Source organism: Terrisporobacter glycolicus ATCC 14880 = DSM 1288, assembly GCF_036812735.1.
Classification (GTDB): Bacteria; Bacillota; Clostridia; order Peptostreptococcales; family Peptostreptococcaceae; genus Terrisporobacter; species Terrisporobacter glycolicus.
Genome location: NZ_CP117523.1, coordinates 1,899,270 through 1,914,323 on the forward strand (window position 1 = coordinate 1,899,270; position 15,054 = coordinate 1,914,323).

Here is a 15,054-nt window from a genome sequence, read left to right on the forward strand (position 1 = left end):
ATGAAAATATTTTGAAAAATTAAAATTTATTCGCAATTTAAACATATTTCAATATATTTGCAAATTTAACAAATTATCTGTATACTTACTGGTAAATGTTAAATTTTTATAAATTTTAGAGGGGGAAACATCTAAATGGAAGTTGTATCGAAAAATGAACTAAATCAAAAGAAAGTAAAAAATGTAAGCCTAGAAACTTTCGTATTCTTAGCTATATTAATAGGAGGATTTGGATATGTAGGTAGTATCATGGGTGCAGGAACTATGTTTAAAGTAATTATGGCCACTGCTCATGACTTACTTCTAAATACTGTATTCTTAATCATGTCTATGGCAGTACTAGCAGGAGCTTTAAGTGCACTTTTATCTGAGTTTGGAGTTATATCTTTATTAAATAAGATATTTGCATTATTTATGAAACCTTTATATGGCATGCCAGGAGCTAGTATAGCGGGAGTTATTACTACTTACTTATCTGACAACCCAGCTATAATTGCGTTTGCAAAAGATAAGTCTTTCACAAAGTATTTTAAAGATTATCAAGTACCTGCATTATGTAATATAGGTACAGCATTTGGAATGGGTCTTATAGTTACAACGTTTATGATTTCACAAGGAAGTGAATTTGTTTTACCTGCACTTGTAGGTAACTTAGGTGCAATAGTAGGAAGTATTGTAAGTGTTAGAATAATGCTTCACTTTACAAAAAAATACTACAAATATGATGGAACAAAAGATGCTTTACACAAAAGCGAAAAAATAGAAGAAGTACGTCAAGTTAGAGCAGGAAATGTATTCCAAAGATCATTAGAAGCAATGCTTGAAGGTGGAAAAAATGGTGTAGAACTTGGTATGGCAATAATTCCAGGAGTGTTAATTGTATGTACTTTAGTTATGATTTTAACATTTGGACCATCAACTGATCCAGAAACAGGAAAAGCTATTTATACAGGAGTTGCTTATGAAGGTATAGGATTACTTCCTATGTTAGGAGATAAATTAAGCTTCATATTAGAACCTTTATTTGGATTTACTTCTCCAGAAGCTATAGCATTCCCTATAACATCTTTAGGTGCAGTTGGGGCAGCAATGAGTTTAGTTCCTAAATTTATAACTGATGGTATAGTAACACCAAATGATATTGCAGTATTTACAGCAATGGGAATGTGTTGGAGTGGATATTTAAGTACACATGTTGGTATGATGGATGCATTAGATGCAAGACCTTTAACAGGAAAAGCAATTCTTTCACATACGATAGGTGGGCTTTGCGCAGGTATGTCAGCACACTTTATATTTATGCTTCTTGCTTAGTAATAAATATTAAAAATTAATATAAATCAAAAGCTGACTTCTAAAAAATTAGAAGTCAGCTTTTAATTTATATATTTAAAGATAATATTAATTTAGACCTATAAAAAATTAACTTTTTCATGCTTTATCCTTAATAGAGTTTTTTCTTACTTTTAAAACAGTTTTGGCAAAATTTAACGACATATAAACTAATACTAAAGATACAATCCAAGTAAGAATAGTGGTAGACATTGATTTTACAAAGAAGTAAGCAATAAGCACTCCTATGACACCTGTTAATGAAGCTATAGCTGCAGCAGGTCTATTATACTTACCTGTCTTTACAAACTGAATGCTAGCAGGAGGCATTAAAAATGCACAAGATCCCATCATAATTGGAAAAGCAGCAGTAATATCCATTCCAAGTAAAGCAACTAAGGCCATACATGGAGCATAAAGACCTACACCTACAGTCATAAGTGCACCTAAAATAAAATTGACTACTATACCTATTATTAATTTAGAACCAGTTAGAGTAGTAGCAGTTTCAACGATTGCAAATGGACCCACACCAAGTGATCTTGTTATTAGAAGTATTGCTACGAATAATAAAGTGACGGATAGAATTGATCTTAAAGTGTTTATTGGTAGTTTAGTTACAACAGTAGCACCTAAAGTGGCACCAATAATTGAAGCGATTAACATTGAAATTAAAGTTATAGGGTCTACTTCTACTATATTTAGAAAAAGAATGAATTCAGCAGCAACAGGAACAGCAAAAATAACATTACCATTTCCAGGAAGTTCTTCACCAGGACTAAGTTTTGTGAACTTGAAAAATGCCATTTGAGTTGCATTACTTCCCACACCTAAAGTATCAAGAAAGTTTAATACAGCCCCCATTATTCCATAAATAACAAGGTGTCCTTTTTTAAAATCTTCTTTATGATTTATGCAATCCTTAATTAAATAGAATATGAATATACCACACCATACTACGATGGCTACACGTAGAAATAAAACCATAGATTTATCCTCCTAAAATTAGTTTAAGGAGCTACAAATTAGGAGTAGTAGTAACTTTTGGTAACTACATGATATCTTTTTTATATTTTTATTTTTTATATTTTTATTTTTTATATTTTTATGTCAATAAAAACAGAGTAAAATAATAAAAATTAAAATAAAATAGAAAATTTTACTAATTGTATTGACAAAATAATAACAACTAAATACAATAGTTACTAAAGGGAGCTACTAAAAGGAGTTTTAAAAATAAAAAGTGGAGGTATGAGATGTTATTATTATCAAGAAAAGACATAAAGAAAGTGTTTACTATGAAAGATGCCATAGAAACTAACAAGGAATGTTTTAAATTATTTTCAGAAGGTAAAAGTGAGGTGCCTTTAAGAACTACTATACAAGCACCAAATCATAATGGAGTGTTTTTATTTATGCCATCTTATGTTGAGGAATTAGATGCAGCAGGATTGAAAGTAGTTAATATATTCCCTGAAAATGTTAAGGAAAATTTACCTACAGCTCCAGCACAGGTATTATTAATAGATGGAAAAACTGGAATAGTTACTGCAATATTAGATGGAACATATGTTACACAATTACGTACAGGCGCATCTTCAGGAGCAGCATTTGATTTATTTGCAATAAAGGATGCTAAAATAGGTGCTTTGATAGGAACTGGTGGTCAGGCAGCTACTCAATTAGAGGCTATGATGGTTGCTAGAGAATTAGATGAAGTCAGAGTATTTGATTTAGATGAAAACAGAAGACAGGTATTTGTAAGCAAAATGCAAGAAGAGCTTAAGTGTTATGGTACTAAAATAGTAGAAGCTACATCTTCAGATAATGCAATAGAAAATGCAGATATAATAGTTACAGTAACACCTTCAACTAAGCCTGTATTTGATGGAACAAAAGTTAAAAAGGGTGCAACAGTAAGTTGTGTAGGAGCATATCAACATCATATGCAAGAAATGGATCCTGCTATATTACCAAGAGCTTCAAAAATATACTTTGATTCAGAAGAAGCAGTTTTATCAGAAGCTGGAGATATATTAATACCTTTAGAAGAAGGGATAATAACAAAAGACGATTTTACAGGTGATATAGGAGATGTGTTGCTTGGTAAAGTTGTTGGACGTGAAAATGATGAGGAAATTATTGTCTATGAAAACGTTGGCATAGGCGTTTTAGATTTGATGACAGCAAGAGCTATATATTTAAAAGCTGTAGAATCTAAAGTTGGAACTAATTGGGAATAAAAAATTATAATAGGGGGAATTAAACATGCCACATATTAATATTAAAATGTATCCAGGTAGAAGTGAAGAAGTAAAAGCTAAATTAGCTAAACATACTAAAGAATTTATGGTTAAGGAACTAGAAATGGATGAAAAGTTTATTTCTATTTCTGTTGAAGAAATAGATAAAGAAAATTGGCAATCTGAAGTCATGGATAAAATCAAAGATGAAGAATTATATGAAAGACCAAATTTCTAGGAGGGGTAAAATGAGCAAAAGTTACTGGAATGGAAAAGATGCTGCACATAGAAGAGTTATGATGAAAGCAGCTGGTTATTCAGATGAGGATATAAAAAACAAACCACATATAGGTGTAGCAAATTCATTTATGGAGGGTTCTCCTGGAACTGCACATTTAAGACAAGTTACTGAAATGGTAAAACAAGGAATATGGGCAGCTGGTGGTGTTCCTGTGGAATTTGGAATACCTGCTACTTGTGGCAATATTGCAAATGGAGCAGAAGAATTAAAATATGAACAAGTAGGAAGAGATATAGTTGCTATGTCTGTTGAATTTGTTACAAAAGTTCATAATTTTGATGGTTTGGTTATGGTTGCATCATGTGACAATATAATAGCAGGTTGTTATTTAGCAGCTGCAAGAGTTGACATTCCTTCCCTTGTTGTAACTGGAGGTTCAATGCAAGCTGGACAATATAAAGGAAATACAGTTGTGGAAGCTGATTTAGATGCAGCAAGATTTTCTGGAGCAGGAGAAGATGAATTAGATTATATGGAAGGTTGTGTATGTCCAACATGTGGAGCTTGTCCATCAATGGGTACAGCAAACACAATGCAAATGCTTGGGGAAATATTCAACTTAGTATTACCTGGTACATCAACAGTTCCAGCATCAGATTCAACAAGAATGAGAGAAGCTCGTATTGCAGGAAAATATGCAGTGGAATTAACTAAATCAGGAAGAAAACCTTCAGATGTAATAACAAAAGAAGTTCTTTTAAACTCTATAATGTTCGATATGGCAGTAGCGGGTTCTACAAATGCAGTTCTTCATATTTTAGCAATGTCATATGAATTAGGCCTTGGTGTTACAATTGAAGATTTTGAAAAATATGCAAATGAAATACCTTGTATAAATGCAGTTATACCAAGTGGACCATATACAGTTGTAGACTTCCACTATGCAGGTGGAGTACCAAATGTTATGAAAATGTTAGAGAGCAAATTATTCTTAGATGCTCCAATGATAACAGGAAAAACATGGGGTGAATATTTAGAAGTTATAACAGCAAGTGAAAATGAAGTTATTCATTCATTAGAGAAACCTTTATTCACTGAGCCTGGATTAAAAATATTAAAAGGTAACTTATCTCCTAAAGGAGCTATAGTTAGACCAACAGCTGTTCCTGAAGAAGTTAAATATATGAAGGGTAAAGCTAAGGTTTATGAAACAGATAGAGATGCATTTAATGCAATAATGGCAGGAGAAATAGTACCTGGAGATATAATAGTAATAAGATATGAAGGGTGTAAAGGTGCACCTGGTATGAAGGAATTAATGCTAAGTATAGATGCATTAATAGGACTTGGATTACATAAGAGTGTTGGACTAATATCGGATGCAAGATTTTCCGGATTTAACTTTGGAGCTATTGTTGGTCACGTTTCTCCAGAAGCTTATGATGGTGGAGTTATAGCTGTTGTAGAAAACGATGATGAAATAGTTATAGATATACCTAATGGGGAAGTTTCTTTATTAGTTGATGATGAAGTGATAAAGAATAGATTAGACAAATGGGTACAACCACCACTTAAAGAAGCTAAGGGATGCTTAAATATATTTGCTAAAAACTGTAGACCAGCAGAAGAAGGTGGAGCAATGCAACCTTGGTAATATTATAATTGTAAGTATGAAGTGCAAAGGATTTTCCTTTGCGCTTTTTGATGAATATAGACTGTTGAGTGTATGGATATGGTTAAGATTTACAATTAAATATGTTTATGATAAAATACGAACTATCGAAAACATAGAAGTGAAATTTTTATAATATTAATATAGAAGGGATTTACAATGGATAATGAATTAAACTTATTACATAAAATAGGGCTTACAGATGCTGAAGCAAAGGTATATTTAACTTTATCTCAAAATGGAAGCTTAACAGGCTATGAGGCTAGTAAAATAGCTAATGTTCCTAGATCAAAAATATATAATACACTGCAATCCTTAATAGATAAGGGATTTGCATTATATACTCAATATGAAAGCAATAATAAATATGCAGCAGTTCCTATGAGTGAAGTATCAAATAAAATAAAAATGGAAATGTCAAATAACTTAGGACAATTAGAAGAAAGTTTTAGTATTTTTCCTTTAAGAACTAATATGGACAACATATGGCATATAAAAAACTATGACAATATTTTTGAAAAATGTAGAAATATAATAAAAAATAGTACTAAAGAAATTCTTATTCAAATATGGTATGAAGATTTAAATAATATTTTAGAGGAAATAGTGAAATTTCAAAAGAAAAGTAATAATATTGCAGTGGTTATATTTGGAGCACCTAAAGATATGGAAATACCAGAGTTGAAAAATTTATATTTTCATGGAATGGGTGAAGAAAAAAAGAAAGAAATGGGCGGAAGATGGATTACCCTTGTTTCTGATTCTAAAGAAGTTGTTTTTGGACAAATTATTAGTAAATCCATTGCTGAAGTTATTTGGACAGAAAGCAAGCCAATGGTAATGTTAGCATCTGAATATGTTAGACATGACGTTTACTTCTACAAGAGTGCTAATACATTGCCAAATGAAATGAAGCAAAAATTTGGTGATGATTTAGAAAAAATAAGAGATATATTTTAGATAAAAATCGATTAAGTTACTCCTTGTTTAGTAGATTTTTGTATCTTCAAATATTGTTTAAATAGTTATGTTAAATACAATATAAAGCATATAGTATTATAAACAAAAAAGGAGGGCTTGTGTCTAGAAAAAAATATAAAAGTAGTTGTAAAAGTTTAGCAGATCAATATTTAACATTAGTTACAATTTATGCAGCAATTATTAATCAGCAATTTGATGATGCAGATGAGTTAGAAATTTTTGCGGAATTTTTAGTAGCATTAGGAGAAGAACTTGCATTAGCAGCAGCAATAAGAGGTCGATGTGAAGCAAATAGTGAAGGTGATTTTGAAGTTGATGTAGATGAAAGTACAATAACTAGTTTCGTGGATGGATTTCAAAGAGCTTATAAAGGTAAAAATAATAAGTTTAAAAAATGATAAAAATCAGGCTAATACCTGGTGTTTATCATTTTTTTATGGTAAATTATATTATTCCAAATAGGATAAATCCAATAGTGTTTATGGCAAAATTAGCGAACATATGAACAAACCAAGAATTGTAAATATTATTGTTTTTATCATCTAAATAGTTAAAAAATATGCCTGCAATAAAAAGTGATAAAATTAGTAATAACAACAATACTATATCAAACCAAGTAGACATCATTGCAACGTGATATATGGAGAAGGAAATAGAACTAAAAATATAAGCAAATTTTTTGCTTGAAATATTTTTCAATGTTATAAATGCAAATCCTCTAAAAAATACCTCTTCCAATAATGAATTTATAAAAGATATATATAATGCTACAAATATAAAGTTACTAGTATTTACACCTATATTATTTTCTAAAGACTTTGTAACACTAGAAAAATTAAATAGGTTGCCTATGGTAAAGTATGCAGATAATATTAAAATATATATAGCTATACCCAAAGCAAATGACTTTATAATATGATCTTTGTTTATTTTGAATAAACTTTTTAAACTTATTGAAGAGTAACTTCTAGAATAATATATATATGGAAGTAACAAAAAAATAAGTAACTTACAAATTGATTTTGTTATATAATTTGGAGAAAGAACTCCATCTACAAAAGCCATGGTAAGACATCCTAAAATTACTAGGGTAATTAAAAGTATCTTATTGACTTTGAACTCTACTTCTTTATTTTTCATATTAATTAATATTTCCTTTCAAATTAAATCAAAATTTATTTAAATTATACCATATGAAATTTTACTTTTTAAATAAATATATATAGTTATGAAAATATAATAAAAATTTAGTATTAAAGAAATTCTTAATTGAAATAATATAAAGAGGTAATTATTTATAAAAGGAGACTTATGTAATGGCAAATTATTCAGGTACAGTTAAGTGGTTTAACGTGGAAAAAGGATATGGTTTTATTAGTAGCGAAGATGGAGAAGATGTTTTTGTACATTATTCAAATGTAAAAGAAGAAGGAAATAATAAAGATTTACACGAAGGAGAAAGTGTTACATTTGATATTGCGAAGGCAGATAGAGGACCTTCTGCTATAAATGTTAGAAAAGTTTAATAATTAAAAAAATCATCTTGATAGATACAAGATGATTTTTTATTTTACCTTAATATATTGTTATTACAATGCTATGAAATAAAACTTGCAAAAACAAAATAATTTTGGAAGAAAAACATTGACTATTGAAATTTAATGAACATATAATTTATATATAAGCAAATAAATTTCCTTATTAGATTTAAAGAATTAAAAACAAATAAGAAGGGTGGGTTGAGATGCCAGTTGACTATGTAGTTAGAAATCATTTTTATAGTGTTTTTTTTGCCCCTAGGGGTAGGGTTAGAATGTATGAAATTGGAATTAAAATAGCGCAACAATATTTAACTCCCACAGATAGACTTATAGGAGTAATAGGAGAGCCAGGTTCGGGAAAAAGTATGCTAATTAGGGGGATGTTCCCAGGTCTTGAACTAACAAATGATGATGATGGGCTGAATGTAAGACCTTTGCCGATTATGGATGTGGATGATGAAGGTTTTTTTTCTCCTCATACTTATCATATTGACATAAGGTTTGAATCAGCATTTTATCAAATGTATGAACTGGTAAATGCAATAAATAAAGCCATTGAATATGGAAAAAGAGTCATAGTAGAACACTTCGAACTTATTTATCCTTTAATGAATAAAAATGCAGACTTATTAATTGGCGTTGGTGGTGAGATTATTGTTACAAGACCTACTATTTTTGGACCAGAACCTGGGGATATTGCAAAGAGAGTGTTCCATTCCATAAGTATAAGAAAAATGGCTCATTCAGCAGAAGATTTAGTTGAACATTTTTTACCTGAGGATATTAGCTTTAATTGTGAACATGGTGATGTCTTAAATGGATTTTTAATATTATTTCACTCTAAGCCAAATTTTGATATTAAAATTTTAGAGGAAGAAGTTAATAAAATGATAGAAAAAGATATACCAATTCAATATTATGATGAGAAACATGTGAAAATAGGTGAATATATACATCCTTGTAGTGGCCCAAGAATACATGTAGAAAGCACAGCTAAAATTGAAAACTTTAAATTATTGTCAAAATTTTACTATGATTCCACAAAGAAAGTATATATGTTAGTAGGTCTTGTAGGAGATAGTATGGATCAAAGTTACAAGGATTTAAATAAAATTTAAAAGGAGAGTTGATATGGAGAAGAAAACATTAGTTATTGGTGTTATAGGAGCTGATGTGCATGCAATAGGTAATAAAATTCTATATCATTGCTTTGTGGAAGCAGGATTTAATGTGATTAATCTTGGAGTGATGGTTTCTCAAGAAGAATATGTGGAAGCAGCTATAGAATCTAATGCAGATGTCATTTTAGTTTCTTCTTTATATGGTCACGGGGAAATCGATTGCAGAGGCTTGAGAGAAAGATGTGAAGAATGGGGACTAAGAAATATACTACTATATGTAGGAGGAAATATAGTAGTAGGCAAACAACCTTTTGAGGAAGTTGAAAAAAGATTTAAACAAATGGGCTTTGATAGAGTATTTCCACCAGGAACAGACCCGGATATTACAATAGCTTGTTTAAAGCAAGATTTGAAACTTGGTGAAGAAAATGCAAGTAGTTTTACTAATTGATTTTGGTAGTACCTATACAAAGATAACTGCTGTTGATGTTGAAAAAGAAGTTATTATTGGAACTGAGTCTAGTTTTACAACTATAAGAACAGACATAAATGAAGGACTTAATAAAGCCATAGAGTCTTTAGAGAAGCGAACAGGAAAGTTAGAGTATAGTCAGTATTTGGCCTGCTCTTCAGCAGCAGGAGGGTTAAAAATGATAGCTAGTGGTTTAGTTCCTGGTGTTACGGCTACTGCAGCAAAAGAAGCTTGTTTAGGTGCTGGAGCAAAGGTTATAAAGGTATACTCCTTTGAAATGAATGAAGAAGATATGGCAGAAATAGAAAAAAATAAACCAGAAATATTTTTACTTGCAGGAGGAACTAATGGTGGAGATAAAAGATGTATATTGCATAATGCCAAAATGTTATCAAAGTGTAATATAGATTTCCCCATAATAATAGCAGGTAATAAAGAAGTAAGTCATAAGTGTAAAAGTATATTGAATAATAAAGAAACATATATTGTGGAAAATGTAATGCCTGTATTTGGTGAATTAAATATAATACCAGCTCAAAATAAAATAAGAGAAATATTTTTACAAAAAATTATAAATGCAAAAGGTATTACTAAAGTAAGTGAATTAATATCAGAAATAATAATGCCAACGCCATCAGCTGTAATGAGTGGTATTGAACTTTTATCAATTGGCTACGAAGATGAAAAAGGGATAGGAGAACTTATTGCTATTGACCTAGGGGGGGCAACTACTGATGTATATTCTGCTTCAGATGGAAGTCCAAAGGAGTCAAATGTTATTTATAAAGGAATGGAAGAACCCTTTATAAAAAGAACAGTAGAAGGCGATATTGGAATGAGATATAGTGTTGGAGGAATTATTGATGAAGTGGGAGTTGAAGAAATTGCCCAAATATCTAATCTAAGTGAAGAAAGAGTAAGAGAAATAATTGAGTATATTAAACTTAATCCACAAACATTGCCAATTGAAAAGAGTGTTGAAGATCTAGATTTTGCACTTGCTGCAAAAGCAGTTGAAATAGCAATAACTAGACATTGTGGTAAAAGAGAAAAAATATACACATCAAATGGAATAGCATATTTACAAAAAGGTAAGGATTTAACTCACGTAGAAAAAGTTATTTTAACTGGAGGTGCATTAATAAACTTACCTTGTTTAGAAAGTATCTCAGAATATGTATGTTTTAATGAAAAAAGTCAGGAATCTATGAAACCTAAAAAAGCTGAAATTTTAGTAGATAAAAAATATATCTTACAAGCAATGGGTCTACTATCAAAATCATATCCAAAGATTGCAATTCGAATTATGAAAAAGGAGTTAAAATATGGTGGAAATTAGAAATAAAAAGATTTCTAAGGAGGAATTTAATCGTATTAGAGAAGAAGTTCTTTCCTTATGGCCAACAGGAAAAGAAGTTAACTTAGACGAATCGTTTGAATTTCATAAATCTCTTCCTAAAAATAAGATTTTCTCAGTTAAACTTGTAAAAGCAAAAGAAGAAGGAATAACATTAATACAACCAAGAGCTGGTGTGGCTTTAGTAGATGATCAAATCAAACTATTAACTTATTTGCAAAATGTAGGTCAAGCAGATTTACTACCTACGACCATAGATAGCTATACAAGACAAAATTGTTATGAAGATGCACAAAAAGGAATCGTTGAGTCAATTAAAAATAATAAATCCATGTTAAATGGTTTTCCGGCTGTTAATCATGGAGTAGAAAGTTGCCGTAGAATTATAAATGCCTTAGACACACCTGTACAAGTAAGACATGGAACACCGGATGCTAGACTTTTAAGTGAAATAACCTATGCTGGAGGATTTACTAGTTATGAAGGTGGAGGTATCTCTTACAATATACCTTATGCTAAAAACGTATCTTTAGAAAAAACTATTAGAGACTGGCAATATGTTGATAGATTGACAGGTTTATATGAAGAAGAAGGTATATCAATAAATCGTGAACCTTATGGACCTTTAACTGGAACATTGGTACCTCCATGTATATCTCACTCAGTTGCAATTATAGAAAGTTTACTAGCTGCAAAGCAAGGTGTAAAAAATATTTCTGTAGGATATGGACAATGTGGAAACTTTATTCAAGATATTGCAGCGATTAGGGCATTAGAAGAGCTTACTAATGAATACTTAATAAAATCAGGACATGATGATGTTATTGTAACAACGGTACTTCACCAATGGATGGGAAGTTTTCCTCAAGATGAAGCAAAAGCATTTAGTGTAATTTCTTTAGGAAGTACTCTAGCTTCTCTTTCTAAAGCAACTAAAGTTATTGTAAAAACTCCACATGAAGCGCTAGGCGTACCAACAATGGAAGCCAATGCACAGGGATTGCTTTGCACAAAACAAATTTTAGCAATGTTAAAAGATCAAGAATTTAAGACAGATGAAGTTGATATTGAAAAAGAAATTATAAAAAGAGAAACTCGCTGTATAATAGATAAATGTTTTGAAATAGGTGAAAATGACATCGCAGTAGGTACTATTAGAGCTTTTAAAAGTGGTATTTTAGATATTCCTTTTGCGCCGTCTATTCATACTTTAGGTAAATTGTTACCAGCAAGAGATAATCATGGAGCTATTAGAATTCTTAATCCTGGAAAGTTACCATTTACACCTGAAATACTAGACTTTAATAATAATAAAATAGAAGAACGTGCTAAGTTTGAAAATAGAGAAAAATCTTTCCAAATGGTAATAGATGATGTTTATGCCATAAGTAAAGGAACGCTTATTGGTCGTCCTAGAAATAAATAATTTTACAAAAGTAAAACAAGGGGGATATTTCAATGAAAATAAAAAATGTAGTTTGCTCAGCAGGTCGTACGGGTTTTTACTTTGATGATCAACGTGCAATAAAAAATGGTGCAATTAGTGATGGTTCAACTTATATGGGAAGGCCTGTCACAGAAGGGTTTACTAGAGTAAGACAAAGTGGAGAATCCATATCTGTAATGATAATTTTGGAAGATAATCAAATTGCCCTTGGCGATTGTGCAGCAGTACAATACAGTGGTGCAGGAGGACGTGACCCTCTTTTTTTAGCTAAAGATTTTATTCCAATTATAGAAAAAGAAGTAACACCAAAATTAATAGGAAGAGAAATAACAAGTTTTAAAGAGCTTTGTGATTTAATAGAGAATATAATGGTTGATAATAAAAAGCTTCATACAGCTATTAGATATGGAGTGACACAAGCACTACTTGATACAGTGGCAAAATCAAATAATATGTTAATGTGTCAAGTTATTGCAAAAGAATATAATACTCAAGTTTTAGACAAAATTGTGCCAATATTCACACAAAGCGGAGATAATCGCTATGAAAATGCTGATAAAATGATTATAAAAGGAGCACAAGTTCTTCCACATGCCTTAATTAATAATGTAAGTGAAAAGTTAGGTTATAATGGAGAAAAATTAGAAGAATATGTGGCTTGGCTTAGAGATAGGATAATAAATTTAAGAGATGATAATTCTTATAATCCTATTATTCATATAGATGTGTACGGAACTTTAGGTGTTGCATTTGGTAATGATAATTACGAAAAAATAGTAAGTTATATGGAAAAATTATGTCATATAGCTAAACCATTTAAACTTCGTATAGAAGGTCCTGTAGATGTGGAAGACAGAGAAAAGCAAATGTTGGCATTAAGAGAAATTAGAAAATTAATAGATGAAAGAAATATTAATGTGGAAATTGTAGCTGATGAATGGTGTAATACACTGGAAGATATTAAATATTTTGCTGATAATAAAGCAGGTCATATTATTCAGATTAAAACTCCAGATTTGGGAGGTATAAATAATATAGTTGAGGCTGTTTTATATTGTAAAGAAAAAAATATAGGAGCTTATCAAGGTGGAACATGTAATGAAACGGATAACTCTGCTAAAATTTGTGCTCATATTGCAATGGCAAGTGGACCGGATCAAATTTTGGCAAAACCAGGTATGGGTGTTGATGAAGGTTACATGATTGTTTACAATGAAATGCAAAGAATTTTAGCGCTAAGTAAAGTAATAAATTATTAAGGGGATGGGTAATAAGATGAAAGAAGAATTTAAAATACTATCTTCTACAGCTATACTTGGATATGGTTTTCCAGAAGAATCATTTATAGAAGGAATGAAAAGAAAACCTAATGTTATTGCTGTAGATGCAGGTTCCACAGATCCAGGTCCTTATTATCTTGGAGCAGGAGAATCATTTACTGATAGAGATGCTGTAAAAAGAGATTTGGAGATAATGATTAAAAGTGGATTAAGTAATGAAATTCCTGTTATTATTGGTACAGCAGGAGGTAGCGGAGGAGAAATTCATTTAAATTGGTGCAAAGAAATAATTTATGAAATAGCAAAAGAAAATAACTATAATTTTAAACTAGCTCTAATACATTCAGAAATTTCTAAAGATAAGGTAAAAGAAGCACTAAATATTGGCAAAATTTCACCAATTGGGCCAGTACCTCAACTAAGTGAAGTAGATATAGAACAAACCACAAGAATAGTAGGTCAAATGGGAGTTGAACCTTTTATAGAAGCATTAAATGAAGGTGCTGATACAATATTAGCTGGCCGAACTTATGACCCATCTGTTTTTGCTGCTCCAGCTATTAAAGCAGGTTATGATAAAGGTCTTGCTCTTCATCTTGGCAAAATTTTAGAGTGTGCTGCCATATGTGCCACACCAGGAAGTGGTTCAGATTGTATGTTTGGATATTTAGGAGAAGATTATTTTAGACTAGAGCCACTTAATCCTAGAAGGAAGTGTACTACAGTTTCTGTGGCAGCTCATACGTTATATGAAAAAACAAATCCATATATTTTACCTGGTCCTGGAGGACATTTAGATCTAACAGAGTGTAGGTTTATTCAAGATAGTGAAAATATTGTTAAAGTATCAGGTAGCAAATTTATTGAGTCACTCAAATATACGGTGAAATTAGAAGGAGCTAAATTAATAGGCTACAGAACTGTATCTATTGCAGGAGCGAGAGACCCTATTATGATTGAAAAAATTGATGAAATAATTGAAGGTGTCAAAGACAGAGTTGAAGATAATTTTAAATCAAAGCAGTGGGAGTACTATCTTAATATTTCTATATATGGTAAAAATGGTGTAATGGGGAATATTGAGCCTAATCCTTCTACAGAAAAATCTCATGAAATAGGAGTGGTAATTGAAGCGGTAGCTAAAGATCAAAAAAAAGCAGATACGATATGTGCATTTGCTCGTTCATCTATGCTTCATTTTGGATACGAAAACAGAAAAGCCACAGCTGGAAATTTAGCTTTTCCATACTCTCCAAGTGATTTTCATGCAGGAAAAGTATACAATTTTAGTGTTTATCATTTGATGGAAGTTGATAATGGAGGGGATTTATTTACTATAGACTATGAAGAATTATAAAAATGGAGAT

The 15,054-nt window shown here is 30.8% G+C and carries 15 protein-coding genes; 13 read left to right on the forward strand and 2 right to left on the reverse strand.

What is annotated here, in order from left to right:
- Positions 1–135 precede the first annotated feature (135 nt).
- Positions 136–1,314 (forward strand): CD0519/CD1768 family membrane protein, encoded by a 1,179-nt coding sequence (locus tag TEGL_RS09455; protein WP_018591051.1) that lies wholly within the window; start codon positions 136–138, stop codon positions 1,312–1,314.
- Positions 1,315–1,431: 117 nt separating this feature from the next.
- Here TEGL_RS09455 and TEGL_RS09460 read toward each other — a convergent pair whose 3' ends face one another.
- Complete coding sequence (locus tag TEGL_RS09460; protein WP_018591050.1) at positions 1,432–2,319, reverse strand: sulfite exporter TauE/SafE family protein; 888 nt, start codon at positions 2,317–2,319, stop codon at positions 1,432–1,434.
- 269 nt (positions 2,320–2,588) lie between these two features.
- Here TEGL_RS09460 and TEGL_RS09465 point away from each other — a divergent pair, with 269 nt between their 5' ends.
- The 5 genes from TEGL_RS09465 (at position 2,589) to TEGL_RS09485 (ending at position 6,867) form a co-directional block, all read left to right on the forward strand.
- Complete coding sequence (locus tag TEGL_RS09465) at positions 2,589–3,575, forward strand: ornithine cyclodeaminase family protein (protein WP_018591049.1); 987 nt, start codon at positions 2,589–2,591, stop codon at positions 3,573–3,575.
- A 25-nt stretch (positions 3,576–3,600) separates the two neighbouring features.
- Positions 3,601–3,813 carry a tautomerase family protein gene (locus TEGL_RS09470; protein ID WP_018591048.1) on the forward strand — a complete coding sequence of 71 codons (213 nt, stop codon included), beginning with the start codon at positions 3,601–3,603 and terminating at the stop codon, positions 3,811–3,813.
- Between the two features lie 10 nt (positions 3,814–3,823).
- Positions 3,824–5,470 carry a dihydroxy-acid dehydratase gene (ilvD, locus tag TEGL_RS09475; RefSeq protein WP_018591047.1) on the forward strand — a complete coding sequence of 549 codons (1,647 nt, stop codon included), beginning with the start codon at positions 3,824–3,826 and terminating at the stop codon, positions 5,468–5,470.
- Positions 5,471–5,647: 177 nt separating this feature from the next.
- Positions 5,648–6,448, forward strand: a complete 801-nt coding sequence (locus TEGL_RS09480; RefSeq protein WP_018591046.1) for a TrmB family transcriptional regulator — start codon at positions 5,648–5,650, stop codon at positions 6,446–6,448.
- A gap of 119 nt (positions 6,449–6,567) precedes the next feature.
- The gene (locus TEGL_RS09485) at positions 6,568–6,867 is read left to right on the forward strand and encodes a hypothetical protein (RefSeq protein ID WP_018591045.1); all 300 of its coding nucleotides are present in this window, start codon (positions 6,568–6,570) and stop codon (positions 6,865–6,867) included.
- Positions 6,868–6,913: 46 nt separating this feature from the next.
- Here TEGL_RS09485 and TEGL_RS09490 read toward each other — a convergent pair whose 3' ends face one another.
- Positions 6,914–7,609 (reverse strand): CPBP family intramembrane glutamic endopeptidase, encoded by a 696-nt coding sequence (locus TEGL_RS09490; protein WP_026255113.1) that lies wholly within the window; start codon positions 7,607–7,609, stop codon positions 6,914–6,916.
- Between the two features lie 176 nt (positions 7,610–7,785).
- On the opposite strand from TEGL_RS09490, the gene TEGL_RS09495 reads away from it, so the two are divergent.
- The 7 genes from TEGL_RS09495 to TEGL_RS09525 all read left to right on the forward strand — a co-directional run bounded on the left by TEGL_RS09495 (position 7,786) and on the right by TEGL_RS09525 (position 15,044).
- Positions 7,786–7,995 (forward strand): cold-shock protein, encoded by a 210-nt coding sequence (locus TEGL_RS09495; RefSeq protein ID WP_018591043.1) that lies wholly within the window; start codon positions 7,786–7,788, stop codon positions 7,993–7,995.
- 287 nt (positions 7,996–8,282) lie between these two features.
- Positions 8,283–9,128, forward strand: a complete 846-nt coding sequence (locus TEGL_RS09500; protein ID WP_338460423.1) for an alanine-tRNA synthetase second additional domain-containing protein — start codon at positions 8,283–8,285, stop codon at positions 9,126–9,128.
- A 13-nt stretch (positions 9,129–9,141) separates the two neighbouring features.
- Positions 9,142–9,582 carry a methylaspartate mutase subunit S gene (gene glmS, locus TEGL_RS09505; RefSeq protein ID WP_018591041.1) on the forward strand — a complete coding sequence of 147 codons (441 nt, stop codon included), beginning with the start codon at positions 9,142–9,144 and terminating at the stop codon, positions 9,580–9,582.
- Positions 9,560–10,942, forward strand: coding sequence for a methylaspartate mutase accessory protein GlmL (gene glmL, locus TEGL_RS09510; protein WP_018591040.1), 1,383 nt, complete (start codon positions 9,560–9,562; stop codon positions 10,940–10,942). Before glmS ends, glmL begins: the two co-directional genes overlap by 23 nt.
- Positions 10,929–12,386 (forward strand): methylaspartate mutase subunit E, encoded by a 1,458-nt coding sequence (locus tag TEGL_RS09515; RefSeq protein WP_018591039.1) that lies wholly within the window; start codon positions 10,929–10,931, stop codon positions 12,384–12,386. The genes glmL and TEGL_RS09515 overlap by 14 nt, the downstream gene beginning before the upstream one ends.
- A 32-nt stretch (positions 12,387–12,418) precedes the next feature.
- Positions 12,419–13,666, forward strand: coding sequence for a methylaspartate ammonia-lyase (locus TEGL_RS09520; RefSeq protein ID WP_018591038.1), 1,248 nt, complete (start codon positions 12,419–12,421; stop codon positions 13,664–13,666).
- 16 nt (positions 13,667–13,682) lie between these two features.
- Positions 13,683–15,044, forward strand: coding sequence for an acyclic terpene utilization AtuA family protein (locus tag TEGL_RS09525; protein WP_018591037.1), 1,362 nt, complete (start codon positions 13,683–13,685; stop codon positions 15,042–15,044).
- The last annotated feature ends 10 nt before the right edge of the window (positions 15,045–15,054 follow it).

Coding starts and splice junctions, on each gene's coding strand:
- glmS (WP_018591041.1), top strand. CDS start 9,142: ATGGAGAAGAAAACATTAGTTATTGGTGTTATAGGAGCTGATGTGCAT.
- TEGL_RS09495 (WP_018591043.1), top strand. CDS start 7,786: ATGGCAAATTATTCAGGTACAGTTAAGTGGTTTAACGTGGAAAAAGGA.
- TEGL_RS09480 (WP_018591046.1), top strand. CDS start 5,648: ATGGATAATGAATTAAACTTATTACATAAAATAGGGCTTACAGATGCT.
- TEGL_RS09470 (WP_018591048.1), top strand. CDS start 3,601: ATGCCACATATTAATATTAAAATGTATCCAGGTAGAAGTGAAGAAGTA.
- TEGL_RS09525 (WP_018591037.1), top strand. CDS start 13,683: ATGAAAGAAGAATTTAAAATACTATCTTCTACAGCTATACTTGGATAT.
- TEGL_RS09460 (WP_018591050.1), bottom strand. CDS start 2,319: ATGGTTTTATTTCTACGTGTAGCCATCGTAGTATGGTGTGGTATATTC.
- TEGL_RS09490 (WP_026255113.1), bottom strand. CDS start 7,609: ATGAAAAATAAAGAAGTAGAGTTCAAAGTCAATAAGATACTTTTAATT.
- TEGL_RS09500 (WP_338460423.1), top strand. CDS start 8,283: ATGTATGAAATTGGAATTAAAATAGCGCAACAATATTTAACTCCCACA.
- TEGL_RS09465 (WP_018591049.1), top strand. CDS start 2,589: ATGTTATTATTATCAAGAAAAGACATAAAGAAAGTGTTTACTATGAAA.
- glmL (WP_018591040.1), top strand. CDS start 9,560: ATGCAAGTAGTTTTACTAATTGATTTTGGTAGTACCTATACAAAGATA.
- TEGL_RS09455 (WP_018591051.1), top strand. CDS start 136: ATGGAAGTTGTATCGAAAAATGAACTAAATCAAAAGAAAGTAAAAAAT.
- TEGL_RS09520 (WP_018591038.1), top strand. CDS start 12,419: ATGAAAATAAAAAATGTAGTTTGCTCAGCAGGTCGTACGGGTTTTTAC.
- TEGL_RS09515 (WP_018591039.1), top strand. CDS start 10,929: ATGGTGGAAATTAGAAATAAAAAGATTTCTAAGGAGGAATTTAATCGT.
- ilvD (WP_018591047.1), top strand. CDS start 3,824: ATGAGCAAAAGTTACTGGAATGGAAAAGATGCTGCACATAGAAGAGTT.